Source organism: Bradyrhizobium sp. USDA 4461 (assembly GCF_054055655.1).
The window spans coordinates 4,474,256-4,499,799 of sequence record NZ_JBSRXM010000001.1 but is presented as its reverse complement, the minus strand read 5'-3'; the positions used below and the strand labels follow the sequence as shown (position 1 = coordinate 4,499,799).

General features: G+C 58.6%; 25 protein-coding genes, 1 tRNA gene and 1 pseudogene. 17 read left to right on the top strand and 10 right to left on the bottom strand.

Annotation, left to right across the window (positions count from 1 at the left end):
* Positions 1 to 139: 139 nt before the first annotated feature.
* Positions 140 to 967, top strand: a complete 828-nt coding sequence (gene cysQ / locus ACVINW_RS20750) for a 3'(2'),5'-bisphosphate nucleotidase CysQ (protein WP_456752994.1) — start codon at positions 140 to 142, stop codon at positions 965 to 967.
* Here the strand turns inward: cysQ and ACVINW_RS20745 are convergent.
* A pseudogene (locus tag ACVINW_RS20745) lies at positions 968 to 1,433 on the bottom strand (YHS domain-containing (seleno)protein).
* A gap of 153 nt (positions 1,434 to 1,586) precedes the next feature.
* Here ACVINW_RS20745 and ACVINW_RS20740 point away from each other — a divergent pair.
* From ACVINW_RS20740 to ACVINW_RS20710, 7 genes are all read left to right on the top strand, one after another.
* A complete protein-coding gene (locus ACVINW_RS20740) occupies positions 1,587 to 2,192 on the top strand; it encodes a DUF1134 domain-containing protein (protein ID WP_050420523.1) in 606 nt (201 codons plus the stop codon).
* Between the two features lie 166 nt (positions 2,193 to 2,358).
* Complete coding sequence (locus ACVINW_RS20735; RefSeq protein ID WP_456752993.1) at positions 2,359 to 3,642, top strand: hypothetical protein; 1,284 nt, start codon at positions 2,359 to 2,361, stop codon at positions 3,640 to 3,642.
* Between the two features lie 110 nt (positions 3,643 to 3,752).
* Positions 3,753 to 3,827 (top strand) — tRNA-Val (locus ACVINW_RS20730).
* A gap of 469 nt (positions 3,828 to 4,296) precedes the next feature.
* Positions 4,297 to 4,458 (top strand): hypothetical protein, encoded by a 162-nt coding sequence (locus tag ACVINW_RS20725; protein ID WP_456752992.1) that lies wholly within the window; start codon positions 4,297 to 4,299, stop codon positions 4,456 to 4,458.
* Between the two features lie 288 nt (positions 4,459 to 4,746).
* Entirely contained in the window at positions 4,747 to 5,352 is a 606-nt protein-coding gene (locus ACVINW_RS20720; protein ID WP_456752991.1) for a hypothetical protein, read from the top strand.
* 254 nt (positions 5,353 to 5,606) lie between these two features.
* Positions 5,607 to 7,931 carry a P-loop ATPase, Sll1717 family gene (locus ACVINW_RS20715; protein ID WP_456752990.1) on the top strand — a complete coding sequence of 775 codons (2,325 nt, stop codon included), beginning with the start codon at positions 5,607 to 5,609 and terminating at the stop codon, positions 7,929 to 7,931.
* 307 nt (positions 7,932 to 8,238) lie between these two features.
* On the top strand, positions 8,239 to 9,297 hold the full coding sequence (locus ACVINW_RS20710; RefSeq protein WP_456752989.1) for an AlbA family DNA-binding domain-containing protein: 1,059 nt from the start codon (positions 8,239 to 8,241) through the stop codon (positions 9,295 to 9,297).
* Between the two features lie 901 nt (positions 9,298 to 10,198).
* On the opposite strand, the gene ACVINW_RS20705 is transcribed toward ACVINW_RS20710, so the two are convergent.
* Both ACVINW_RS20705 and ACVINW_RS20700 read right to left on the bottom strand, forming a co-directional pair.
* Positions 10,199 to 10,462, bottom strand: coding sequence for a hypothetical protein (locus ACVINW_RS20705; protein WP_456752988.1), 264 nt, complete (start codon positions 10,460 to 10,462; stop codon positions 10,199 to 10,201).
* Between the two features lie 574 nt (positions 10,463 to 11,036).
* Positions 11,037 to 11,276 carry a hypothetical protein gene (locus tag ACVINW_RS20700; RefSeq protein ID WP_456752987.1) on the bottom strand — a complete coding sequence of 80 codons (240 nt, stop codon included), beginning with the start codon at positions 11,274 to 11,276 and terminating at the stop codon, positions 11,037 to 11,039.
* Positions 11,277 to 11,460: 184 nt separating this feature from the next.
* Between ACVINW_RS20700 and ACVINW_RS20695 the strand changes: the two genes are divergently transcribed.
* The 5 genes from ACVINW_RS20695 to ACVINW_RS20675 all read left to right on the top strand — a co-directional run bounded on the left by ACVINW_RS20695 (position 11,461) and on the right by ACVINW_RS20675 (position 13,346).
* Positions 11,461 to 11,832 carry a hypothetical protein gene (locus ACVINW_RS20695; RefSeq protein WP_456752986.1) on the top strand — a complete coding sequence of 124 codons (372 nt, stop codon included), beginning with the start codon at positions 11,461 to 11,463 and terminating at the stop codon, positions 11,830 to 11,832.
* A 373-nt stretch (positions 11,833 to 12,205) separates the two neighbouring features.
* On the top strand, positions 12,206 to 12,577 hold the full coding sequence (locus ACVINW_RS20690; RefSeq protein ID WP_456752985.1) for a hypothetical protein: 372 nt from the start codon (positions 12,206 to 12,208) through the stop codon (positions 12,575 to 12,577).
* 35 nt (positions 12,578 to 12,612) lie between these two features.
* On the top strand, positions 12,613 to 12,789 hold the full coding sequence (locus ACVINW_RS20685) for a hypothetical protein (RefSeq protein WP_225646387.1): 177 nt from the start codon (positions 12,613 to 12,615) through the stop codon (positions 12,787 to 12,789).
* 62 nt (positions 12,790 to 12,851) lie between these two features.
* The gene (locus ACVINW_RS20680; protein ID WP_456752984.1) at positions 12,852 to 13,046 is read left to right on the top strand and encodes a hypothetical protein; all 195 of its coding nucleotides are present in this window, start codon (positions 12,852 to 12,854) and stop codon (positions 13,044 to 13,046) included.
* 45 nt (positions 13,047 to 13,091) lie between these two features.
* Positions 13,092 to 13,346, top strand: coding sequence for a hypothetical protein (locus ACVINW_RS20675; protein ID WP_456752983.1), 255 nt, complete (start codon positions 13,092 to 13,094; stop codon positions 13,344 to 13,346).
* A 622-nt stretch (positions 13,347 to 13,968) separates the two neighbouring features.
* Here ACVINW_RS20675 and ACVINW_RS20670 read toward each other — a convergent pair.
* Complete coding sequence (locus ACVINW_RS20670; RefSeq protein ID WP_456752982.1) at positions 13,969 to 14,124, bottom strand: hypothetical protein; 156 nt, start codon at positions 14,122 to 14,124, stop codon at positions 13,969 to 13,971.
* A 52-nt stretch (positions 14,125 to 14,176) separates the two neighbouring features.
* Here ACVINW_RS20670 and ACVINW_RS20665 point away from each other — a divergent pair, with 52 nt between their 5' ends.
* A complete protein-coding gene (locus ACVINW_RS20665) occupies positions 14,177 to 15,763 on the top strand; it encodes an acyl-CoA dehydrogenase family protein (protein WP_456752981.1) in 1,587 nt (528 codons plus the stop codon).
* Between the two features lie 330 nt (positions 15,764 to 16,093).
* On the opposite strand, the gene ACVINW_RS20660 is transcribed toward ACVINW_RS20665, so the two are convergent.
* Both ACVINW_RS20660 and ACVINW_RS20655 read right to left on the bottom strand, forming a co-directional pair.
* Positions 16,094 to 17,164, bottom strand: a complete 1,071-nt coding sequence (locus tag ACVINW_RS20660; RefSeq protein WP_456756459.1) for a cytochrome-c peroxidase — start codon at positions 17,162 to 17,164, stop codon at positions 16,094 to 16,096.
* Between the two features lie 687 nt (positions 17,165 to 17,851).
* Entirely contained in the window at positions 17,852 to 18,097 is a 246-nt protein-coding gene (locus tag ACVINW_RS20655; protein WP_456752980.1) for a hypothetical protein, read from the bottom strand.
* 961 nt (positions 18,098 to 19,058) lie between these two features.
* Here ACVINW_RS20655 and ACVINW_RS20650 point away from each other — a divergent pair.
* The 3 genes from ACVINW_RS20650 to ACVINW_RS20640 all read left to right on the top strand — a co-directional run bounded on the left by ACVINW_RS20650 (position 19,059) and on the right by ACVINW_RS20640 (position 22,203).
* The gene (locus tag ACVINW_RS20650) at positions 19,059 to 19,688 is read left to right on the top strand and encodes an FMN-binding negative transcriptional regulator (protein WP_456752979.1); all 630 of its coding nucleotides are present in this window, start codon (positions 19,059 to 19,061) and stop codon (positions 19,686 to 19,688) included.
* A 666-nt stretch (positions 19,689 to 20,354) separates the two neighbouring features.
* Positions 20,355 to 21,035, top strand: a complete 681-nt coding sequence (locus tag ACVINW_RS20645; protein WP_456752978.1) for an HAD family hydrolase — start codon at positions 20,355 to 20,357, stop codon at positions 21,033 to 21,035.
* A 268-nt stretch (positions 21,036 to 21,303) separates the two neighbouring features.
* Complete coding sequence (locus ACVINW_RS20640; protein ID WP_456752977.1) at positions 21,304 to 22,203, top strand: TauD/TfdA dioxygenase family protein; 900 nt, start codon at positions 21,304 to 21,306, stop codon at positions 22,201 to 22,203.
* Positions 22,204 to 22,375: 172 nt separating this feature from the next.
* Here the strand turns inward: ACVINW_RS20640 and ACVINW_RS20635 are convergent, their stop codons facing one another.
* From ACVINW_RS20635 to trbF, 4 genes are read right to left on the bottom strand one after another with little or no spacing between them, the layout of a single operon-like run.
* On the bottom strand, positions 22,376 to 22,618 hold the full coding sequence (locus ACVINW_RS20635) for a DUF2274 domain-containing protein (RefSeq protein ID WP_456752976.1): 243 nt from the start codon (positions 22,616 to 22,618) through the stop codon (positions 22,376 to 22,378).
* Between the two features lie 3 nt (positions 22,619 to 22,621).
* Positions 22,622 to 23,824, bottom strand: coding sequence for a TrbI/VirB10 family protein (locus ACVINW_RS20630; RefSeq protein WP_456752975.1), 1,203 nt, complete (start codon positions 23,822 to 23,824; stop codon positions 22,622 to 22,624).
* Positions 23,821 to 24,855, bottom strand: coding sequence for a P-type conjugative transfer protein TrbG (gene trbG, locus ACVINW_RS20625; protein WP_456752974.1), 1,035 nt, complete (start codon positions 24,853 to 24,855; stop codon positions 23,821 to 23,823). The genes ACVINW_RS20630 and trbG overlap by 4 nt, the downstream gene beginning before the upstream one ends.
* Positions 24,852 to 25,535 (bottom strand): conjugal transfer protein TrbF, encoded by a 684-nt coding sequence (gene trbF / locus ACVINW_RS20620; RefSeq protein WP_456752973.1) that lies wholly within the window; start codon positions 25,533 to 25,535, stop codon positions 24,852 to 24,854. Before trbF ends, trbG begins: the two co-directional genes overlap by 4 nt.
* Between the last annotated feature and the right edge of the window lie 9 nt (positions 25,536 to 25,544).

Sequence of the window (25,544 nt, the reverse complement as noted above, 5' to 3'; positions counted from 1 at the left end):
TGGAAAGCCGCACGCCGACCGAGGAGTGCGAATCACGCATGCCTGTCGGCTTGATACACCGCGCAGACGGATGCTGCCAGCTTGCGGCGGGACTGGCATCATGATCTCAGGGGAAGACGAACAGGATTGAGACCCGCTCATGAATAAGGCACAATCGGCCACCGTCGACTGCGACAAGGCCGCCACGCTGCTCGGATCGCTGACCGAACTGGTGATCCGGGCCGGTGAGGCGATCCTCGCGGTCAACCGTTCCGCCATGCAGGTCACCGGCAAGAGTGACGGCTCGCCGGTCACCGAGGCCGATCTCGCCGCCGACCACATCATCGTCGAGGGGCTGACACGGCTGGCACCGCATGTCTCGCTGCTGTCGGAGGAGCGCGTCCATCTGGCGACGCCGCCCTACAAGGACAGTTTCTTCCTGATCGATCCGCTCGACGGCACCAAGGAGTTCGTCGCCGGCCGCAATGAATTCACCGTCAATGTGGCGCTGGTCACGCACGGCGTGCCGCTGCTCGGCATCGTCGGTGCGCCGGCACTCGGCTTGATCTGGCGCGGCATCGTCGGCAAGGGCGCCGAGCGGCTGACGCTCGAGGGCAATCAGGTTTCGCAGATCGCGCCGATCAAGACCCGTCGCTGTCCGCCGCGCGGCGCGCCATGGACGGTTGCGGTCAGCCGCTCGCACGGCGATCCGCGCACCGAAGCCTTCATCGACCAACGCGGTGGCGCGGTCCGTGCCGTGCTCGGATCGGCCGTCAAGTTCGGCCGCGTCGCCGAGGGCGAGGTCGACATCTATCCGCGGCTGTCGCCGACGTCGGAATGGGACGTGGCGGCCGGTCATGCGGTGATCGTGGCGGCCGGCGGCAAGGTCACCGATTCGAAGGGCAACCAATTGCATTTCGGACTCGGCCGCGAAGACTTTCTGGTGCCGGAATTCATCGCCTGGGGCGACCCGGCCGCGGCGCCGTGATTACTGTGCGAGGCTTTCTTCCAGCTCCGGCCAACGCGCGGCGGCTTCCTTGAGGAAGCGCGCGGGATCGGCGGCGAAGGCATCGCGGCTGTGTTCCCGGTTGAACAGATAAAGCCTGTTCCCGACCACGGCCCAGAAGCGCGGATTGCCCGCGCAGGTCACGCCCCGCACCAGGTCGGTCGGATCGTAGCCGCCGAACTGCGGGCCATAGATTTCCGGATGTGCCACGAACGAGGCGCGGTTGCCCTCGTTGCGGAAGCGCCAGATCGCGCCGCTGTCGGCGGCCTCGAATATCCGGCCGCCCCAACGTGGCGGTGGCATCGGTGAAATAGGCGACGGGATCGAATCCCTCGATCGCCAGACCTGAGTAACGGTTCGTCACCACGCGCTCGGTCGTCGTGGCCTTGACCGGCAAACCGGGGCCGATAGCCGCCAAAATGCCCGCCAACAGGCCGAAAAACGCCATGCCCCGGCACGATCCATATCTTTCCTGCCGTTGTGCCGTCATAGTTGATACCGATAACATCCGAGTCGAGGGGACACTGGGCGCAACCTAGAGCCGTGCCTGTTGGCATCAGGTTAAAGGGCAGCGCCCAGATTTCGATAGCAGGGGTTCTTTATGACTTTCGCATCACGCCTTGCCGCGGTCGCGTTCGCCGCGCTGATGTGCTGGAGCGCAGGGGCGTCCGCGCAGCAGCCCCCACCGCCGCAATATCCGCCGCCGCAGCGTGAGCCGACCCCGTATACTTACGGGCCAGACGAATTGGTCGGCGCCGGACACAAGTTCTTCGGCAACGTCTCGCGCGGGCTCGCCTCGGTGATCGAGCGCGCGGTCAGCCAATGGGGTCTCCCCAACGGCTATGTGCTCGGCGAGGAAGGCTCCGGCGCGTTCGTGGCCGGCCTGCGCTACGGCGAAGGCACGCTCTACACCAAGAACGCCGGCGACCTCCGGGTCTACTGGCAAGGTCCTTCGGTCGGCTTCGACTGGGGCGGCGATGGCGCCCGCACCATGACCCTGGTCTACAACCTGCCATCGACGCAGGCGATCTATCAGCGCTTCGTCGGCATCGACGGCTCGGCCTACATCGTCGGCGGCTTCGGCATGACGGCGCTGACCGCCAACAACATCGTGCTGGTCCCGATTCGCTCGGGCATCGGCCTGCGGCTCGGCGCCAGCGTCGGCTATCTCAAATACACCCCGCGCGCGACCTGGAACCCGTTCTAGGTTACAAGCCCCGCCAGGTTACACACGCCCCCGGCCGGGTGATGCGCCGGAGCGCGCCGGCTCGGTTGGCGATTCACCTTAACGCGGCAAACGGGCTGGCCTTCGGCCGGCCCGCCGTGGCATTGTGATTAACAAATTCTTTCTTCTGTTCTCGGAGTGATCCTTCATGATCGAGCCGATCATGTACGCGGCGATCGGTTTCCTGATCTCGATGCTGTGTGGCCTGATGATCGTGCCGCTGGTGCATAACCGGGCGGTGCGGCTGACCACTCGCCGCATGGAGGCGGCCACCCCGCTGTCGATGGCCGAGATCCAGGCCGACAAGGACCAGCTCCGCGCCGAATTCGCGATGTCCGCCCGCCGGCTCGAGATGAGCGTCGAGCAGCTCAAGAGCAAGACCACGAGCCAGCTCGCCGAGCTCGGCAAGAAGACCGATGCGATCAACCGCATGAAGATCGAGCTCGGCGAGAAGAACGCCGCGATCTTCGCGCTGGAGGCGCGCGAGAAGGCGATGAAGGAACAGCTTCGCGCCACCGAGGAAGAATTCGGCGCCAAGAGCGAGCTGCTGCGCAACGCCGAGCAGGCGCTGACCGACAAGCAGAGCGAGCTCGGCAAGATCAACGCCGAGCTCAGCGACCGCTCGATGGCCGCCGACAGCCGCCAGGTCGAGCTGGTCGCGGTGCGGACCCAGGTCGAGGAATTGAAGAACCGCGTCGGCGATGCCGCCAGGGAATTCGCGGCGACCGAAGCGCGCCTCGCCCAGGAGCGCAGCCAGTCGGAAACCGTGACGCGCGATCTCGCCGAGGCGCGCGGCCGGGTCGAGAATCTGAGCCAGCGTGTCACCGATCTCGACCGCCAGCTGATCGCCCAGGTCAAGGAAGCCGAGATGCTCGGCAACCGCGTCACCGACCTGGAGACGCGGCTTGCGACCCAGGGCAAGCTGCTGGCCGAGCGTGAATTCGAGAACAGCCAGCTCAAGCAGGCCAACGCCGCCGCCGAGCGGACGGTGCAGGAGCTGCGCGAGGAGATCGCCGCAGCAGGCGGCGGCAAATCCTCGGTGCTCGAGAAGCTGCGCCAGGAGAAGGCCGCGGTCGAGGAGCAGCTGCGCACAGCCCGCGACGAGCGCGGCAAGCTGCAGCGCGACATCAACGCGATCCAGCAGCAGGCCGAGAGCTCCTGGGCGACCGAGCGGATGGAGAACGCGCTGCTGCGCGAGCGCATCAACGACATCGCCGCCGAAGTCGCCAAGCTCGCGATCCAGCTCGAGGGCCCCAATTCGGCGATCGAGGCGATGCTGGCGGCGGAGCCGACCGTGCCGGCGAAGACCGCCGCCAAGCCTGCCAATGGCGCCATACCCGGCAGCGGCATGCCCGAAGGCGGCGGGACGCTCGCCGAACGCATCCGGGCGCTGCAGTCCCACGCCTCCCGCGCCCGCCAGCAAGGCGCCTGATTTACGCAGGGTTTGGCTTGACACCCCTACCCGGCACTTCGTAAATCGCACGCTCTGACGAAGCGCCACTTTTCGACCGGCCGGCATCGGCCGTCGGCACGTCAGATCCCGGACGCATAGCTCAGCGGGAGAGCGTTCCCTTCACACGGGAGAGGTCCAAGGTTCGATCCCTTGTGCGTCCACCATTAACGCAATAAAATCAATAACATATCTAACCGCCTCCCGTAGCATGTGCCCCAGAAATCGCGGGGCACAGCCGGGGCACAGACGCTATCTGATATGTGATCGCGCGCTCTCTGCCATCGCCCCGCGCCAGTGCAGTTGATATCGAGCGCGATCGACTCGAAATCACTGGCGCGGTCCCATTTTCGTCGGCCAAAAGCCGGGCGCGCTCGCGTCCCACGCCTGCGATCGGCAAATTGAGGCCACGAGACGTTTGCCGACAAGAATTACCCAGTGTTCGGGTTGGGTGGGGCGCGATTAACAGCTGATCGGCGGCTGCCGTCATCGCCGAGCCATGGCGCGCGATGAAGGCCGCGCATTTCGGCGTGGAGTTCCGCTGCATGCCAATGAACTTCGCAACCTAACAGCTGAGCAGCTTGATGCATTGTCGAGGTTTTCCGCGAGCAACAGTTTGCGCGCCTTGCGGTGACGATGTCGGATTCGGCTGTGCTGCCGACCGGCAAGACGCCGTTAGAAATCATCACCGGTTTGAGCGCGGACCTCCGAAACTTCAGCATACGGCTCAGCTGGCCGATAGGAACGAAGCAGCAAACGAAAAAATCAACAAAAACAACGAAGCTCGATCCGGCTTGACCACTATTATCGCTGTTTGTTCACGGTGTTTCGGCGGTCAATCGGTGGTTGGTGAAGTCCAATCCCGAACACGAGTAGCGGATTTCGACTCCGCGGGTTGCAGGTTCGAATCCTGCCGGGATCACCAGCAGTTATGCCGATGAATAAGGGTTTCTTGCAGTTTCGGCTTCGTTCCATTGCCCGGATCCGCGTTGCAAGCCATCGTCAGCCGATACAAGCAAAATCAACGAATTACTCCGCGCAACACGGGCGCAACACGACAGTTCGATTTTCGTTCAGGGGTGCTGGATGCAAAACACGACACAGCGACAGAATCATTTCTGGGAACGAGGGTGCCAGTACTATGTCGCAGGCAGGCACGCTGTGACCGCTGGCCTCAACCCGATTTCCGGCAACCTTCTTCATCACGCGATCGAATGCATGTTGAAGGGCGCGATGGTGAAGACCAGGACCCTTCAGGAACTAAAAAAGCTCGGTCACGGCTTGCCGCAGCTCTGGCAGGCCTTCAAGTTCGACGTTGGCGATCCAGCGCTCTCCAAATTCGATGCAGCCGTCGTCGCGCTCGATAACTACGAAGATCTCCGATACCCCGACGATGCACTGAAGAACGGCATGGAGTCGGTGATCATTAGCCATCGCCTCCAAGCCGGCTCCTCGCGCTTCCCACCGCTTCCGCCGGGTCTGCCAGCGGAGGTTGCCGCTCAGATAAATCAGGTTCGCGCAAATTTGCCCCAGGTGCGCAGATACGATCTCTGCCTGCAGGACGTTGACGAGCTAGCCGAGGCGATTTTTAGGGCCTCCGGGCGGAAACCGGTCGAATTTTTCGGCGGCATGAACCCCGCGGCCAAACAAGCGTTGGCGGATGGGAACATGGCCAAGGGACTACGGGGATAATTCGCCTTTGCCCAGTCCGACCACGACGCAATAAACGGTAGCCGGGATAACTAGAGAATAGCTGAAGGAAGATTGTCTCGCGTCCGATCCTCCCACTACCGATGCGTGGCAATCTATTGAATTCATTCAGCTATTATGTCAGCAACTCGCAACAACACCAGCGCTCGTCTTATCAACCTTGTTTTACCCCTTTCCAATGTTGAAGCCGGGAGATTCGCGATACTCTCGTTCTTGGAATGAGCGGGGGGACCAACATGGCAAAGTTCAAGGTTGGATTTGCGGCCTACCCGGCCGCTCCACCTGATCTGGCGTCAGGCATCGCCCGCGCCGTGAAGGCGGTTGAGAATTCACCGAAGGCTCGGATCACTGCTTGGCCCCAACTCGAAATTTTCGGGGCTGTGATTCCGGATGAAGTCAGAGCCGGCATCGAGACCGCAGATGTTTTGATCTGCGACGTCACCCGTTCAAATCTGAACGTCTACTACGAGATCGGCTACAGCATCGGTAAGCGCAAGTCGATCGCGCCAGTGGTGAACGTATCATTCAAAGGCGCAGCCGAAGATATCCAGAAGGACGGCCTCTTCGACATTGTTGGCTACCGTTCCTATGAGAACTCGGAGGGGCTTTCCGCGATACTATCCGAACTGCCCGAACACATCTTGCTCGACCTCTATGCAAAGCCCCTCAACTCGACCCAGCCGCTGTACTTCCTGAATGCCTACCGGAAGACGAATTTCGTGGCAGCGATCGCTGCGGCGATCAAAAGCAGCAAGGTCCACTTTCGCAGCTTCGACCCGGCCGAAATCTCGCGCTTCTCCACGGTGCAAATCATAAGCGATGTTTCCTCCTCGGCCGGCGTTGTGATTCCATTCTTGTCGCCTCACATCGATGACGCTGAGCGACATAATATCCGCGCCGCCTTCCTTGCTGGACTAACCCACGGGCTCGGCCGCCAAGCATTATTGATCAAGGACGCCCAGTCGGATTCGCGTGATCCAGTGGACTTTCGCGAACTTGTCGAGTCTTTTCCAACCGACGAGGCATTGAGCGAACGCGTCGTCAATTTCGCCACGCAAACTCTGATCGAAGCCCAATCATTCCGCACGCCGTCTAGATCAAGAGGCGAAACGCGACTGCAACGACTGACGCTCGGCGCAATTGCGGCCGAGAATGAATTTCGCACGCTCGAGGACTACTTCGTGCGCACGTCCGAGTTTTATCGGACCGTTCGCGGAGAAGTCGAAATGGTCGCCGGTCGGAAAGGCTCCGGTAAGACTGCAATTTTCTTCATGGTTCGAGATCACTTTCGACGCGAGCGTCACTCGATCGTGGTGGATCTGAGGCCAGAATCGCATCAGCTCAGCCTTTTTCGGAGTGAGCTGTTGAAGATGCTGGAGACCGGCACGTTTGACCATACGCTCGCTGCTTTCTGGTACTTCGTTGTTTTGTCGGAAGTGTTGCTGACAATTCGACGTGACTTCCAGTTTGCTCAACGTCGCAGCTCTGTGTCCGTGCAAAGCGAGCTCGACGAGCTCGACCGAACACTGCGCAACCTTCAAATCACCGACACCGGAGACTTCACTGCTCGGATCAATCGTCTCAGTGAATACGTGCTGCGCGAAATCAAGACGCTCAGCAAAAAGGGGCAGCAACTGCCCCCAGAGCAGTTGACCAACGTGGTTTTTAAGGGGGGGATTGCGGAGGCCAAGTCATTGGTCGCAAAATTCTCCGCGAAGTCGCCGAACATTGTTTTTCTTTTCGATAACATTGACAAGGGATGGGCAACGAACGGCGTCGATGAATTCGACGTCAGATTGGTCCGCTTGCTTATAGAGTCGTTGGAGAAGGTAAAGCGAGACCTGGCTGTCGCGGGACGCTCATTCATTCCCGTCGTTTTTCTGCGAAATGACGTGTATGAGCTTCTCGTCGATGAGACACCGGATCGTGGCAAGGCAGCCATCGTTCGGATTGATTGGACTGACCGCGCGAAGCTCAGGCAAGTTATTCATCGTCGCCTGCAGGCTTCAGTGGACGACGATAGCGACTTCAACTCACTTTGGGCGCGGTATTTCGAACCGACTGTAGCTGGTCGTGACTCTTTCGAATATCTGGTAGATCACTGCCTGATGCGACCTCGCTTCCTTATAAACATCATCGAGTACGCGGTCGCGAACGCTATCAATCGCGGGCATGACTCTGTCGGCGCCGAAGATTGCACAGATGCTGTTCGCCAGCACTCGAACTACTTGCTGAACGAGTTCGGCTATGAAATCAGAGATGTGTCCGGCCTCTCGGCCAGGCTGCTTCACTCGTTAGTCGGCACCACGCTGTACGTCACGAAAAACGAAGTGCTCGAGCGATTCAGGAAGGGCCAGATCGCCGACGAGAATCTGGAGAGAGCGTTCCACTTGATGCTTTGGTACGGCGTGCTGGGAGTGATCTCACCGTCTGGCGGCGAACGCTACATCTACGACTTCGACTACAGCATGAACCGCCTTGAAGCTGAGATCGATACTCAGCGCGACGAGCCGTTGTATGTCGTGAACCGAGCGCTGCATGTGGCGTTACAAAGCACCTGAAATACAAAAGGCCTCCGCATGGAGGCCATTGAAAAAAGCTGAGTAGCGCGGTTCGGTCACATGACGTCCATCCTGTTGCTGTTTCGCTCAGATTGAACCTGAGCCTTATCCACAGCCTACACTCTGGCCGCGAGCGCCGCAACAGCTCGAATCGCTTGATTTTGAGCCGGAATGGAGTGGAATTTGCTGCGGTTCATTGATTGTTCCGCCCCCGCAATGGCTAACCGCAGTCCAGTTCATGACCCGTCGAGATCGAAATAGCACCGAGCCCGCGTGCTGTCGAAGCCGGTGGAAAGGTTGTCCTAGCATGCGTTCGTCTCTGTTTGAAAGTCTCCTGGCTTCGGGTCTGGCCGGCATTGAAGATCTCGTTGCAGAAGAACGCGCGGAGAGCTTGCACCTGGAGTTCAAGACGATCGCAAGTACCAACGGTCTAACGCGTGAAGATCGGAAAATGATTGCAAAGGCTGTCTGCGGCTTCAGCAATGCGGAAGGAGGGCTTTTGCTCCTCGGGATCGAGACCACGAAAGCTGATGGTCTCGACGTAGCCTCACGTCTTCGTCCAGTGAATGGCGTCAGCAGGTTTCAGAATCAAGTCAGATCGGCTCTGCCGGAGATGCTCTCTCCGCAGCATTCGGCTATTCGGGTCGAAACCATCGGCGACGATCGCGATGTCGGATTTCTGCTCATCGACGTTCCTGCCTCGAACAACCGCCCGCACATGAGCCTATCTGAGCAGCGCTATTTCCGGCGCGGCAGCGACGGGACGCGAGTTCTCATCCACGGAGAAGTCCGCGATTTGATGTTTGTCGAGCGAGAAGGCTCGCAGGAGATCAAATGTAGCCTGCGCTCGGGCGTGTCCCAGGGCGATACTAAGTTTCAACTCTGGCTCAGGCTGGACATATGCAATGTTGGCCGGATCCCAATCATTGCTCCGTACATACGAACTAATGCAAACCTGGGGATACCGGAAAGCTTACAGCCCCGCACTGTGCGTGATCATAATGAAGGGGTCTTCGGAATCTACACAACGCGCGATGTCGTGTTGCACGTTGGTCAAGCGATGACACTAGGTGAAACGCCGACGGGCCTAGATTTCACCAGAACTGGTCAGAGTAACTTAACGTCGGCTATTGCAAGCATTAAGAAGGGCGGCATAGATCATGCCTTTTCGATGGTCCCATGGGGTCAAATGGCTCACGGATCGCAAAATATCCCCCCTCCTCAAGAGACACCAATTTACATTGTAGGCACGTCCGGAGGGATGAACGCTCCCGCAAATGGCTTCGAGCTTCGTGTTGGTAAACACGAGTTGCTCGGTTTGTTCGAGCAACACAAGGGCTTGCGAACTCCAAGCGAGTTAAGTTGATCAGCTACTAGACAACGAATCGGCCGAGTTCATCTGGCCGCCGGTGGATGATCCGCGAAGTGACGGCCTGGCGCGTGACCGTCGTCAATTGGGCGAATCCGCCGACGTAGCAGAAATCGCCATCCTCGAGTCGGGGGTTTGCGCGCTGGAGCTCGAGCATGGCCAGGCCGTCGACCTCGGGATCGATCGCATCGGGATGCTTACCTCTAGCCGCCCCTGGATGAGCCCCAGCAGGCGCCGATCACACGGCAGCGCCACGAACCGGGCGAGGTCTTGTCCGCGACCACGGCGCCCCGTAGCGACCTTGGCTGGGTAGCATGTAGGCCGCGGGCCTGCCGTCGCCGTCGACGCCGGCGACGGTCACCTTGACTTCATGGCCGAAATCCCTCGATTGGACCGACAACGTTGTGAAATCGGGCGAGCTCGCGCCGAAGGTTCACCCCCAGCGACTCCGAATAGGCCGCGATCTGCTCCTCCGTGGCGCCCGTCCTGCGCAGCTTCTCGAGACGCTTCGCTAGAACATGTTCATGGTGCACGGAGACGCGATCGGCGGAGGCACGGCCAGCATTGACCGCTATCGTTGCTACACCTGCGACACGCGGTTCGAGGTCCCATTTCGTTAGCTCCGCGTAACACGGCAGCAACGCAAGCTAGCTAAGGGCTTGAAAAGGTTAGCGTCCCAGCGGATTTCTACTCCGCAGGTTGCAGGTTCGAATCTGCCGGGATCGCCAGCGGCAAAACCGGAGCTTGAAATCACGGCAGAAAACGCCCCTCAGTTACCCACTTTTTAGAACCTTTGTTCTGGTGGGTAACATTGGCTTGCGGAACATCGCTGCGCGGCCGGCCACCCTGCAGGGCTTCGTCGACCGGCGATCGGGCGGCAATTGAGTTTGCGCCTCGTCTAGCGACGCAAGAGTTCGCTCACATAGCTTTCCGGAAGATCGCGACCGGTCGGGTAGCCGAGATCGCTGCGCTGGATATCGACCTTCTTCGCAACGGCGCGGACCAAGGCTTCAAGCGCAAAAATGCGTTTTTCGGCCACCTCAAGCGCGTTCGCCGCTCCGAGGAGCTGCATCTTGTTCTGAGGTTCAGCCTTGGACGCGAGCTGCTTAAGGCAGCTTGCGGCGTGGTCGAGCCGCATCTGATGGGTGAGGAATTCCGCCACGAAATGACCCTCCTGTTTGCAACGGAGGGGAGATAGGCGCGCCCGCCGGCGCGTCGAAGCCCGTCCTTCAGCCCTGCGTACCGGTCGCCTCCAAGATTGTCCCGACCGGCCCAGATTGCTGCCCCGTCGGGCGAAGCGCGACCCAAAACCGTGCGCGTCAGCTCGAAGTCCGGCCTTGGTTGTGGCGATTACCGCGGATCGTCGAGAGCGCCGTGAAGCTACCGGCGACGCGCTTCGCAGTCGACGGCGAGATCTGCGCGCTCGACGTGCGCGGGATCTCTGATCCTCAACGCCCTGCACTCACCAACCGGAACAACTACATCCTCTGCGATGACACAGGCTGGGTCTGCGAGAACACCAGGACCAACCCTGGACCGGTCCGCATCCTGTACTTGCGGCGGCGCCGGCGCCCCGTGCCCGGTCCGCAATAGGCCTGACGACGGCGACATGCCGCGGATGCGGCTGGGATTCCGGCCGTACCCGCGAACGGAACGGGCTGTGACCCAACGCATTGACAATCATCGCAATCGCCCCCTTTAAAGGGTTGGCACTTGTTCCCGTCTCCCATCGGCGGTCATTCGAGCGGCAGAGAAAACGTCGGCAGCGACTTATTGCCCTGCTCGCAACCCCTTCGGCCCTTGGGCGGCATCGGTGAGGCATCCGCGGCGGTCCGGCTCATGAAATGGGTCAGATTGACGCCCGATGACCACTCCACATAGCCAACGACCGCAAAGGCAATCGCTCCCACAGTGACTATACCGAGCACTGAAGTGGTGGCTGCTGCCGACAGGCTTTGGCTGCTGAAAAACGGCATCACGATTCTCCGATACCGATCTGCCACCCGCTCTTGCGCTAGACCAACTCGCGATCATCGACTGTGAACTGTCTCACATTTCACGCGCTTTTTATGCCAAGGCAGCACTGAAGCCTCACCGGGCAAAACCCGGCCATGCTTGCCGACTGTCATCAGCCCGTGGCTTGGTTCGTGCAGGACAATCATGGCTGGGGATTTCAGCGTCCCAGTTCAGGAAGAAAACGCCGCCGGGCGTGTATTTTTGAGACCGGCGGCGTCTTTTCTTAGGATGGCTCTAGGCAAACTGGCCCCGAAGCTCCTCCGCCGGCTCGCCGCCGATAAGGTCGATAAGCAGTCGGCGAGCCATCAGCACATGGTGGTCGACGAGGTTCTCTTGGTCGCACCATTCGTCTCGCAGCACGCATGCGAGAACGACCGACATCTTCGCCCTCCCGCCGATCGCAGTATGAGCTGGGATGATGGCCCACATTTGCTGTATGAGCTCATCCATCCGATCAAGGTGCTGATAGCTCAGATCAACCAGTCGCTCTCGCTCTTTGGACTCCGGGTGGCCTAGACGGCCTGCCACCGCTGCTCCTCGGTGAAATCACTTCGTCCGGCCTTTACTTCATCAAGAAACCGCTCGGCATGGCGTGCCAAATCTTGTCCAGCCGCTCGATTTCGTCATTGTACGCATTGGCGGCCCCTAAGCGTCGAAGATTTTCTCTTCCAACTGCAATAGCATGCTGTCATCGGACAACGCGAGAGCCGCTGCTGCGGGCACTGCCGCAGCATTGACGCCGGCCACAGCCGCCCGCAACCATTTAGAGAACTGCCGTCGTGTGGTGGTGTTTGGATAGCCTGCATCTCGGGTGCACTCCATGTGTAGGTTAGGGCCGGCTTGGAAGTTCGCGCTTCCGTCCGGCCTGTTTTTGAGATATCCTTAATTCATGGCGAAGCCAATTAACGATATCTCGAAAGGGCGCGGCCGTCCTAAGACGACCGGCCCAGGAACCGGCATTCTAGTGAAGATGCACGATCCGGAGCTCGAGGCGATTGACAAGTGGATCGAGAAGCAGGCCGATGAGCCTTCCCGCCCCGAGGCGATCCGCAGGCTGCTCCAGATCGCGTTGACGTCGTCAACCGCAGTGCGGCCCAAGACTGAAAGCCAACGCCAGCGCGCTCGCGACATGGCCGGCAAAGCAATCGATAAAGTTGCGGACAGCACTGCCAGTTCGGAGGAGCAAGCCGACCGCAAGCGCCGGCTCGTCAAGGGACCCGAGGAATTCCAAAAGGTACGACGCGATCGAAACCGGAAATGAACCGGCCGAGGCGACCGGACATCGGGGAGACGACAATGGCTGCTATTTCACTTCTGATCGGTATTTTGATCATCGTGGTTGTGGGGGCGATCTGCTTTTGGGTGATAGATAGGTTCGCGCCGGACGGTCGCCTGGCGCAGCTCCTGAAGCTGCTGGTAGTGCTCGTGTGCCTCGGCGCTATTGTGCAGCGGCTGCTGGCGCTGACCTATTAGGCCCCTCAGGATCGAAACGCCTCTCCGCGCGTTGACTGTTGAGCCCAGGTGGGAGGTCAATAATGATCAACCGAGAACGGCGTACAACGACAGCTGCGGAGCGCGAAGCCCACAAGATATTCAAAGCGGTCAAGCCGAAGGAAGCCATGACCGATTACGCCAAAGAGCAAAAAGCACTCCACGACAATCGAGACCGCCTAAAGGCAGAACGGTTGGCGCGGGAAGCTGAAGCTGCCAACCGCACAAAAGCAGGTTGAGCGTCCGTCCGAGGAGCAAGTTTTGGCCTCTCCGCGGAGGGCGACGTGGCCCTGCACTTCCGCCAAGTCGATGCTGAACTGGAGATATGGATCGCGAGCAGCGACGACTATTCATTCGTCATCAGCAACGAGAGCCAGACCGGACCCGGCTTGCATGGAGAGCCGGGTTTTGTTGCATCATATCGCCCCGACTTCCTGAATATGCCTGCGGCTCAAGTGTCCGGATTGCCCTTCAACACGCTCACTGAAGCCGAGCGGGCCTGCAATGCTTTCCTTGGTCGCCTCATCATTAGGGGATGACTACCGTTATACGCCTTAGCTCATTGGCAGTATTGGCAAGCTAGCCCCCGTAAAACCCCCGGCCTACCCTCTACCTCTGGCTGCGGAAGCCTTGCGCCTTTCTCCCGTTGGGGCAACGGACAATGGGAACAATTGTGGATGGGTGATCTTTGCGATCATCGTAGCGATCGCGGCTAATTCCACAGGTCGAAACGGCCTGGGCTGGTTTGTCTTGGCGGTGATTATCTCGCCGTTGCTAGCTTTCGTTCTGTTGGTAGGGATGTCTACGCGCACCAGGGACAGCGGGCCTACGTGGATGGAAAAGCACGAAGGGAACGCAGAAATCATTGAACACCTCGAGCGACGTCGAGCCGCGTTGCGGGCCTCGTGCCAAGGCCACGACAGGGGCGATGCTTGGGAAGTCGAACGAATTGCGACCGAGGTTTGCGATCTCGTTCTCGATGACGGGGCCACGACTACTTCCTGGGACCGCCTTGTGCGTTGAGCGATTCATGAAGTGTGCGAGAAATGTCCTGCACTTGAGCTGACGACTGATGAGTTCGTTGGTCTCTATGCGGGACTTGGGTGACGATCAGGCTGCGTGGTGTGCCGACGCTTGCCGGCACCATCCTTGACGCGGCGATCACGAACTTGAAATCATCAACTCAGCGGCGGTCGGCGACAACGAATCCCCTGAAGCATATCCCGCGAACACGCCTTCGATGAGTTGCTCTGCAAGATGCATCTCGATGCCCGCCGCACAGCCCTGACGATGACTCCCAGTCTGGGTAACCTGCATATGCTTCGCTCGCATCCAAGTATACCAATGTCTATTCGAGCCAGCCACGAAGATGATTGTCACAACGCACGCGCGCAATCAATCTGGCGTTATGGATATGTACACTCAAGCTTACCCCTTATGCGAGGAGGCGCAGGAGCGCACAGCTGACTTTGGTGCGGCTACCACCTTATATTCCCGTTTGATCGATGACCTGAGTCAGTTGAATTTCGCAGACGCGGATGACCGTCGGGCATTCCCTCCGACCCTACACAGCGTATTGGCAAGGCATGGGCTATTTGGGCTCACTACACCAACAGAGCACGGTGGCTTAGAGCTTCCTCTGCAAGAGGCCATCGACCTCATCTCCGCGACTGCATCCTTCGATGTCTCAGCTGCCTCTACCCTCGTGATCCATAACTTTCTGGCCCTGCCCTGCATCGAAGCGGCACCGCACATCCCTGAACAAAGGCAGGTCATGTGGGGCGCAACACGCGGCGACCTCTGCGCTTTCGCTTTAACAGAGCCTGGAGCTGGCTCTGCGCCGCGACATATAGAAGCGTCGGCCTTCATACATGAAGATCGAGTTCGCATCTCTGGCCGCAAAATCTGGATCGGCCTCGCTGACTGGGCTCGTTGGATCGTTTGTTTCGCGCGAGCCGCTGGTCCCAATGCGAAAGGACGGGTCGTTGGCATTCTAGTTGATAGGCAGGCTCCGGGCCTAAAGGTCACGCACGAGCATCGCACACTCGGTCTGCGCGGCATTATTCAAAACACCCTAGAGTTCCACGATGTCGAGCTGCCGAGCGCTTACGTGCTCTCTCGCGATCAAGATGGCTGGGGAGCGGCAGCATCCAGTATGAACCGCGGGCGCATCGGTGTGGCTGCTATGGGTCTTGGAGCCCTTGAGCGCGCTATTCAGGTCGCAGCCTCATACGCAAGCCGTCGTCGACTAGGCAAGCTGCGCATGATCGAGAACAGCTATATCGAGCAGTCATTTGGACAGATGGTGCTCCGACGGGAAGTCGTGAAGGCAATGCTGGGCGCATCCTGCCGACTTGTCTCAGCGCAGGGCGCACCGAACGTCCACCTTGCGTCAGCCACGAAGGTTTTGTCCTCGGAGTGGTGCGGCCTCGTCGCTGATCAATGCGTCCAATTGTTAGGTGGCCGCGGTTACGATGAGGGGACTCCTGTAGCTAAAATCTATCGAGACGCTCGCATTCTCCGCATCTTCGAGGGGCCGACTGAGACGCTCCTATCACATCTCGGCCGCTGCCTTCTCTCGCGAGCCACACGTGACGAAATAGCTGATCTTTTTCTATCTCTTGATGCGGCACCATTCCACGCTGCTGCAATTGAGGAACTCTCTGGACTCAATGAGACAGATGGCGCCGTACTAATCTATGCGGGTTGGCTCACCACATTAGGACTGGCGCAAGCTGTCATGTCCAATGGTTCGTTTTCGGCCTCAGATTGCCTCGCGGCTGACCTCGTCAGTTCCGAATTGAACACCCTCCGTACTCGCAAGCCGGCAAGGCTATCTTTCGAAGGCCGCATTCGCGCTAGTAGGACTTTGAATACTTTCCTTCACGACGCAGCGTCTTCCATCCGTTCACCAGTCCTTACAGACGATTACCTCCGATTGGTACAGTATGTTTGAGATCCCCATGCGAACGGTTCGAGGTGCTGGTGCGAGACGATCCGAAACTCGACAGTAACGAACTTTCGGTAACGCCGGCGTAGCAGGATTTAGCGATTTTCCTCAGCACAGCATCTCATCGACGCCAAGCCATCTTGTCGCAAGTCAGAACTCCAGTCGGGGCTTGGGACGAACGCGCTGCATGAGAAATTCAAATGCTTCGCTGATTTGCGTCGCTGAGGCGAGACGAACTGGGGCGTCGCGTCGACAACAACAATTAACACAGTTAGCGACGCGCACATCTGAATGTCAATGAACCAAGGACGCACGGCATCCGGCTTATCGGTGGTCCTATTTGTCTAGAGAGGGCCGTGGCGTCGCATCGCTCCGCGTGGGCAGTCGCGGATATTCGATCTTGGGCAGCTGCCCAGTTAGCGAATTTAAAAACGCGACAATGTCGTTTTCCTCTTTATCGCTGAGCTTCGCGCCAAGCTGGGTCTCACTCATTACGCCAACCGCTTGCTTAAGGCTCCAGGCCTGGCCCGAATGGAAGTACGGGGCCCGCAACGCGACGTTGCGCAACGGCGCGGCGCGAAAAACGTATTCGTCGCTGGCCACCTTGGTAACCGCAAAACGGCCCTTGTCGGCGGATGGAAGCAGCGTTCCGTCCGGCTTTTCAACCACGCCGAACGGGAAGTAATCCTGTCCACCGACGTTGATTCCATTGTGGCAAGACGAGCATCCTTTTTCCATGAACAGCTTTAGTCCCGCCTTCTGCTGATCATCGAGAGCATGCGCATCGCCCCTGAGGTACTGATCAAACGGGGCTGCGGGCGTAATCAGAGTCGCTTCGAAAGCCTCGATCGCCTTGGCGGAATTGTCAAAGGTGACGGGCCTCGCCTCGTTCGGGAACGCTTTCTGGAACATGATGACATAGTCGGTCATCGAATTCAACGTGCTGAGTACCCTGTCCGGCGTGGCATTCATTTCGACACTCGCCTGGATGGGGCCGGTGGCTTGCGCCTTGAGATCTGCCGCGCGCCCATCCCAGAACTGCGCCACATTGAATACTGCGTTATAGACGGTAGGTGCCCGACGGGGACCCCGCTGCCAGCCATGCCCCACCGACGTTGGACCGGCATCGACGCCGCCCGCGCCAAGGTTATGGCACGTATTGCAGCTAATGATCCCGCTTGCCGATAGCCTCGGATCGAAGAACAGTGTCTTGCCAAGTTCGACCTTTTCGCGGGTGACTGTATTGTCCTTGAGCGCAGGGACGACCGAAGGAATCGGTTTGAAAGCCTCCCTGGCAGCGCTCATCAAATCGTCAGTTGCGCCAGCTACTGAGGAGACCAGCATCCCAATGCTCAGAACGCACACTTTGTAGACCAGGGAAAACTCTCGTATCGCTGACTTCTTCATTACTTGCATTACCAATTTCTTAGATGCCGGAAACGGCCGAAAAGCAGCACGCGACCACGCTCCAGGAAAGACACAGCTCACCAGAAGGAAAACGTCGCAACAGGAGCCCTCGAACCCGCCGGCCGTCTCGGGTGCCGCCGACCAACAATGAAGAGGCGGTCAACTACAGCGGTTATGATCCAGGATCGCCGAACACGCAGCCTCATTCGCACCCCAGCACTTGCTGCCGGCGCAAAGACGTCTGCGTGAGATCTGGGTTGTCGAAGCGTTGATATTGTCAAAGCAATCCATCGGATTCTCCTCTGCCAGATCTGGGCAAATCAAGCCGGACCTGACACTAGCTGAGCCCCTCCCATGCTGTGAGCCTTAGCTGTCGACAAGCTGACGAGCCCCGGAACAATTCACAATGTAGGTCTTGCACGGCAACTCTCGTGTAACGCCGTTCGGTTTTTTTAGCGGGTCGACGGCAGAATTACGGGGCAACTGAGCGAGGGCAAAGCCGCCATTAAGAAGCTCAATCCCATGATGTCCGTCAAGGAACCGGCCTTGAAGGCGACTAGCTGAGCGGCGGCTGTCACGGTGTTCGCGCGATCGGGTGGGGCAGCTTGATGGCTGAGCAGCAACGAATGTTGAGGAACATCGCATTAAGCCGGTTTGTCAGCTAGTAGGTAAGCGGACTCCGCCCTACTAGGTGGGCACGCGCCGTTCGCGCTCAGCCCTATTTGCAGCCCTGAGCCGCTCTCCAATGTACTCAGAGATATCGCTCATCTCAGCCTGCAAGTCGGCTTCGGAAATATCCTGTTCTTTGGCAGCCTCGACAAGTCGCTGCGCGAGTTCGGCCACATCCTGCGACGCGCCGGGAGTCCGATATTGCTCGACGGCGTGAACGCTATTCTCGATCCAGAAGTCGATAAATTCGCGAGCTTTGCTCACCGTATACCCTTAAGCACCAAACCAATGGACCAGCGTTAACCCCAGTAACGGAACGGAGCAAGGCCGTCTTAGCGGCGTCGGCGTATACCAAGGTTTGGCGGAGGCGAGATTTAGGAAGTGACACTCGAACAGCGGATGGCCGATGAATGAACGTGATCAGAAACACAACAAGTGCCGCAATCGCGATAGGCAAAGGCCGAACAGAGCGATTCCTGCGCTGAACAATAAACTCGCTTATGACTCCCCTTCGCCGCGGACACACTGTGCCTTAGATGCGTGACTTCGTAGACGCCTTTATCCAGCGTCCAGGACGCGACAAGTCCACATACGAAATCGGGGGCCCACATGGCAAATGACATGCCGCGCGCTATTCCGCCGATGATCTTGGCGATGCCTTGTCCTCTAACATCTCCACGGATCCAAGTATCCCGTGGTAGGCACTTTTTCACGGTCATCTTTTTTATAATAGAGTACTTGCCACCGTCCATAACGGGTTGTCCCCCCCGCGCTTCAGCTCGATTAGATCAAGCTGATCAGAACCTCCGACATTCATAAAGTTCGACAGTGCCACCAGAGATATCGAGTTGGCGTTGAGGGAGTCGTTGGCTGAGCCAAATGGAAAGTTATCAGCACCCCTGTCCGCTCTGCTCTCGGTAAGCTGGCTGTTGGTAGGTTTCGAGTTGAACGTGGAACGCACCAATCGGTAAGCAGCCGTCCGGCTCGCTACCGAGGAAGCTCAGTCGTTCAGAGCGGCGAATGAAAGAGAGCGGCCCATGGAGCTGGACTGACGCGTCATAATTTTGACTTGCTCGGTTACGTCAGCAGGCGATCATGAGGCGGCCAAGCAACGAGCAAGGCGGGCGGATCCAACGGCGAACTTCCAAGGGGGGCGACTGAAACTGGCAGTTTTCTCGCATATTGGCCTGTGTTTATCTCGACGACGTCTAACCGAGAGCCTTCCATGTACATACCATGCCCCTTTCGAGATGACGACCTTGAGAACATTCGAGCGACAATCCGCTGCGCCCGATTGGCCAACCTGATCACGGCCGCGTCGGATGGGCCCCTTGCGACGCCACTTCCGCTCTTCCTCGATGAGAGCGAAGGCGAGCACGGCACGCTGTACGGGCACCTTGCGAAGCGCAATCCGCAATGGCGCACCGCCACGATCGGAGATGCGATGGCGATATTTACTGGCCCGGACGCTTACGTGACGCCATCCTGGTATCCCAGTAAACGACAAGCTGAGCATGTGGTGCCGACATGGAATTACATCGCGGTCCATGCCCATGGGCCGATTGAGTTCGTCGAGGATCCTGATCGCCTGCTTGAGATCGTGACGCGCCTGACGAATATCCATGAAACGTCACGTGCGACGCCTTGGGCCGTCAGCGATGCTCCCGTGGATTTTATTGCCGCCCAGTTGCGTGAAATCGTCGGCGTGCGCATCCCGATCACCAGGGTCGAAAGCATGCGCAAGATGAGCCAAAATCGCCCGATGCCTGACCGCATTGGTGTCGCCACCGGCCTAGCGGCTAGCAAACTGGCGCGAGACCAGGAAGTTGCACCTCTTATCCTAGTTCAGGCCTGAGACGATAATAAGCATGGACGTTACCAACAGCGGCGGTCGACACATGGCGATCTTACATGTGCAGTTCTCTCGGGAACAGCGGCATCAGTCTAGCCGTTGCGCCGCTCAAGACATTTTTTCCTCGTCGCATTAGGGGTTGCTGGCGCCAGAATGGATGGGCGAAAATTGAGCATTGGCTCCAGTCCTCTCAATGGAAAGTCGTTGCCCCCCGACGTTCGAAGCCCATTCGCCTCACTGGCCGGACAGATCACGGAGGGGGACTACCCCAGTATCAATCGCGCCCGAATTTCACGAACGAGTCAGTGGGCTCGCACTTACCGCACCTTTTGGACTCTTGTCGGTATTCTGACAGAGGCACAATCTCGTGTAAGGTCCAGTACAGCGCGCCCACCACGCGTTTAGACTGTCGAAAGCCCATTCGGCCTTGATGGCCGGCTGGCATGACCATTGCTTCAAGCAAATCGATCCAGAAATAGAGCCATCAAAGCAGCAATGCTCACGCTCTCCGCCTCCAACTCGCCTCAGAATCACGGAGCGCCCGTCGAGCGCACTGGCGCGCGTTGCTCCCCCGACAACTCTGTATAGGCCTTAACCCAGGACCGCGCCGGACCAACAGCCAGTCTCGAACTCGAGAATATCGCACGATTAGTTATCTAGGTTTTCCGCATGAAATCCGCCGTTGTATTCGACTGGAATGGCACGCTGCTCGATGATGCCAATGCCGTGCTGCAAACCGTTAATGCGATTTTGAGCCGCTTCGGTCGCGCAACCGTCGATATGCACAGGCTTCGAGAGGAGTTCGAACTCCCTCTTTCGGTTCTTTTCCGCAACCTAGACATGTCGGAAGATGAAATCGGAGTCGTGAATAGTAACGACAGCGCCATTTTCCACGATGCCTACGAATTTTTGGCGCGCAACGCTGCCTTACGTAAAGGCGCACGAAACGTTTTGCTCGCTCTTGATCAGAGATCAGTTCAAACCGTGATCGTTAGCAATCACATTGTTGAACCGATCCGCACACAAGTGCGAAGACTCGGAATCAAGACTCAAATTAGCGATATCTTGGCATTTGAGAGCCGCGCTACCCAGTTTAGGAGCATGAGCAAGCAAGAACGGCTGCGTTTGTATATGCAGGCCAATGATCTATCGCCAGAAAGAACCGTGATCGTAGGTGACATGCCAATTGAGACTGAGATTGCCCGCAATCTGGGTCTCATTAACGTATCAATCACGGGGGGATTTGTTTCCGAAGCGCGCCTGTGCGCCGCAGAGCCCGACTATATGATTCAAGACCATCATGAGTTATTGCCGGTTTTGCAAAAGCATTGTTTTATTCAGGTCAGTTAAGTGACCATAAGAACATAACTGAAAATTCGCCGTTCGGCGCTGCTATCCGCTTCGTCTTCACGATCCGATGATATTCGAGAAGAGGAGATCGAAAACCGAGTTCTTTTACTTGGTCAAGCCGCGGATCAAGTCCGATAGCTCGTGTTAAATATCGCGATCCGCTCAGTGCCATCTTGCGCCATATGTTCGGTCTTTCGCCTGGCATGATGCTTGCTGCAGATCATTCGTTAACAAGGGGCAGGAAACTGAAAGGCCTTGGAAAAACGGCATGAGCACAGCCGCTTTGATGAGTAACGTCATTCCTGGCAGCGATGTTGTGAAACGTGCAGCGCGCATCGGTGCCGAAGTCAAAAATATCAAGCTGTCGGGCGATCTACCGGACCACACGATCGCCGCGATTAACAGCTTGTTGCTCGAGCACAAGGTAATTTTCTTTCGCAATCAAGGACATCTCGACGACACCGAGCAGGAGCGCTTTGCCACTCGTCTCGGAAAGCTAGTGCCGCATCCGATGCTCGGTTCCACCAAGGGAACGACGGCGCTTCTCGAACTAGACTCTACTCGCGGCGGCGGTCGTGCCGATGTTTGGCATGCCGATGGGACTTTTGCCGAAGCCTATCCCAAGATTTTAGTCTTGCGAGCCGTGGTAATGCCGACGTTCGGAGGTGATACCGTGTGGTCGAACACAGCTGCCGCATACCTTGACCTGCCGCCGCCGCTACAACGGCTTGCCGATGAGCTATGGGCTGTTCACAGCAACGTTTTCGATTACGCTGGGATCGCGCGCGTCCGTGACGTCGACAAGAAACACTTTGACGATGTGTTCACCAGCAGGACCTTTGAGACTGAGCATCCCGTGGTGCGTGTCCATCCCGAAACAGGCGAGCGGACGCTAGTGCTCGGCGTCTTGGTGAAGCACTTTATTGGGGTACCAAAATACGACGGACAAAAGCTGTTCGAGCTGTTCCAGTCTCATATCACCGCGCCCGAAAACACAGTGCGGTGGAACTGGTCTGAGGGCGATATCGCGATATGGGATAACCGCGCAACACAGCATTACGCGGTCAACGATTACGGGGACCAGCATCGCGTCGTACGTCGGGCCACGATCGATGGTGACGTGCCCGTCAGCGTGGATGGCCGGAGAAGCGTAACGCGCAGGAAGTGATCAACGATCAGCGCCCTCGCATCTGAAATTGGACAAAGCCTGGCTAGCGGAGTTGTTTGGGACGGACGTGCGAACGCTAAACGATATCTCGACTGTTAGGGACAAAATAGCACCCCTAAGTTGACGTCGCTGCTATTTAGCGTCCAGCGAAAGCTTCGAGAAACTTTGAGCATCACTTGCCTTCGCCAGCGGCTGGTACGTGGACCTCACGCTTCAGTTTAGAAAACCCCCGATCCGTGGCCATAAAGCGAGCCAGCATGGGCGCGATCAGCTTCGCCGGATCGATACGCTGCCCATTTTCGCGTGCCAGGGCCTCTGCATAGGCGACGAGATCCCTATGCACTAAGGCTGGCAATTCAGTGGTGACCTTGACCGGCTTGTCGTCTGGAAGTGCTCCGATTCTAAGCTTGGGCATCCCCTATCCTCCGTACGGTGCAAGTATGAGGTCGCGATTGACGACGACGCGAATCGGGAAACCAGGTCGCACGGTCAGCGTCGGCTGGATATTGAGACTGCGCCGAACTACCTGCTGTCCAGTCTGGTTCAGTGAGTCCGAGGCGCCGTGCCGCAATGCCTGGATGATCGCGCTGTCGTTGCTGTTGGTGTCCGAGCCGGCACCTAGCTCGGTCCCGACTGCTAGAAACGTCGACAGCGCCGCAGCCTTGAAGAGCTCACCCCAGTGATTGTCTACCTGGTCTTCAAGGCCCGCATATCCAGCTGTGTCAGCGCTAGGCTGCCGCTCGAGAACGATAGAACGTCCATTTGGCATGATCAGTCGGGTCCAGACGAGCAGGACACGTGACTGGCCGAAAGTGACCTGGCTGTCGTAGATTCCGATCAGACGCGCACCTTGAGGCACTAACAAGAACCGACCGGTGGGCGTGTCGTATAAGTTTTCGGTGACCTGCGCCGTTACTTGGCCTGGAAGGTCTGATCGAATCCCGGTGATAAGGGCTCCCGGAATGACCGTCCCAGCCTGCACGATATACGGTGAAGCTGGCCTAGTGATGCGGTCAGGGCTGACCGTACGACGGTCCGCAGGGGCGTTCACGAAGGCAAGCTTGCGGTCCTGGCCGTTCTGCGCATATCCATCGTCGCCAGTGCTAGTTGCGCTCGGTGGCACGACGCGCTCGCCTCCAACAGCCGCATCGGCGGACGGACGCACTCCTCCTCCATTGGTCGAAGCGAATAGATGACTGATGCGGGCTGCCTCGGACTCTTGATCTCGGCGCTGCTGGTCCGGATCAGCGCCGATCTGGCCTTGGGCGGCAAGGATCGGTCGACCGAGGTCCCCGGGGAGTGGCGGACCAAGCTGCGGGATTGGCTGGCGCGGAACACCAGTATAGTCCTTCGGCAGCGTCGTAATGCCGTCGGCAACATTGTGGTGGTCGGTACTGTAAAGCTCATCGGCCGCTTGATTGCGGGATCGATTGCTCTGTAGCGACCACAGCACCGCTCCGCCGATGACAAGCAGGGCAACTGCGCTCCCTCCGGCCAAGACCTTCCGCGACAACCGCGTCACACGCGGGTGCTCAGCTCTCAAGCGGAAGCTTTCGGACTGCTCCCCTTGTGTCTCCGCCGGAACTGCTTGCTCCTGATCGTTAGCATTCCGAGTGTTCATGACGAGGGCCTCCCGTCGGTCCTCACAATCCTGACCTTCTGCTGATGCTCGCCGCCAAGCCGCAGTTCGGCAGCAGCAAACAGCCGATCGACGATCAATACGTTGCCGTACGCGCGATAGTTGACGAGTTCGGTCTTGCCGTCTGGACCGATGACGAAGAGCGGAGGCATCTCGCCCTGCACGATGCCTCGCGGGAATTCGACGTAGACCTTGCGGCCATCGTCATATGCGGCGACCGGCCGCCAGGGAGGACTGTCCCCTTCGATGGCATAGCGGGAGATGCGCTGCGCCGGGTCCGGAAGAACTGGTCTCAGAGGGACTGAACGGGATCGGTCCCGTGAAGTTTCTGGATAGTACCAGGCAACCGACGGCATGTATGGCCGCTCGCGGGAGCGGAGCTCGAGCAGGTAGGTGCGCCGGTCGGTATTGACCACCAGGTTGGTCTCGATCGAAGCTCGGGTGGGTTTGACCAGGACATGGACGCGTCGAGTGTCGCCGCTCCCGCTCTCGGTATCGCCCACGACCCAGCGTACGGTATCTCCGGCCGCGATCGGCCCTGATCCCGTCAACTGTTCTCCCTCCTCGAGCGCGATATCCGTGATCTGCCCCGGTGCGGCGTAAATCTGATAGAGCGCTCCGGGACTGTAGGCGTAGATCTGCGCCGCGTTGAAATACCCCCGCTTGCGCGGTTCGACCCGGGCTGCGCTGTTTGCGGTCTCAACCCGGCTCACGGGTTCAACGTCTTCCCTCCCTCCCGACTTGCCGCCGAGAGCCGGCTTCCAGAGGGGTGGAACGTGAAGTGGTCGCGGCCTGTCGTCGAGAGGCACAGGCGGCGCGGGCACCGAAGGAACTTCAGCGTCATAGCTGATCTCCGGGGGAATGTAGGTCGCGCACCCACCAAGCGCCGAGGAACCAAGCAGCAGAGCAAACAACACTGGTCGCTTCGCGGTCAAGAATTCGGGCCAAGTCGGACCGTCCCCACTGTGCGGGACGGGACGCTTCGAATAAACCTCAGACGGCGTCTTAGTCACTGACTCAACTCCTTTGACCAGTTGATGGCGCGGACGTAGACGCCAAGAGGATTCTTGCGCAGGCGTTCGGCATCTCGCGGCGTTTCGATCACGATGGTGAGAATGGCAGTCCAGCGCTCGGTCGAGCTCAAGGAGCCGTTGTCATAGGTGCGCTCGGACCACGCGACCCGAAAGCTCTCCGACGAAGCGCGAATGACGCTCGAGACGTCCACGGAGATTTGGGCCTTACCCAACTTGGCAAAGGGGTCATTGCTGCGCGCATAGTCGTTCAACGCGGCGGCGCCACGATCGGTCGTAAAATCATAGGCCCGGAGCCAGTTTTGGCGCAGAACGATGCCGTCGGCCGGTAGGCCTCTGACGTCCTCGATAAACCGCGCCAGATGGTAGGCAATCTGCGCATCAGTGGGTTGATAGTCGATATTAGCCGGCGCAACCCTTTGGGCTTGGCCGAGATGATCGACTTCGACCACCCAGGGTGTGATCGAGCCTTGGCTCGATTGCCAGACAAGACTACCAGCGAGACCGGCTGATAGCATGAGGCAACCGAACGCCATCAAGCGCCAATTCTTGGCCTGCACGCGGGCAGATCCAATGCGTTCGTCCCAAACCTGCGCCGCCTTTTGGTAAGGCGTGATCGGCTCGGGCATGCGCCCGTAGTGTACGGAAGGTCGTTTGAACATCGATAGTTG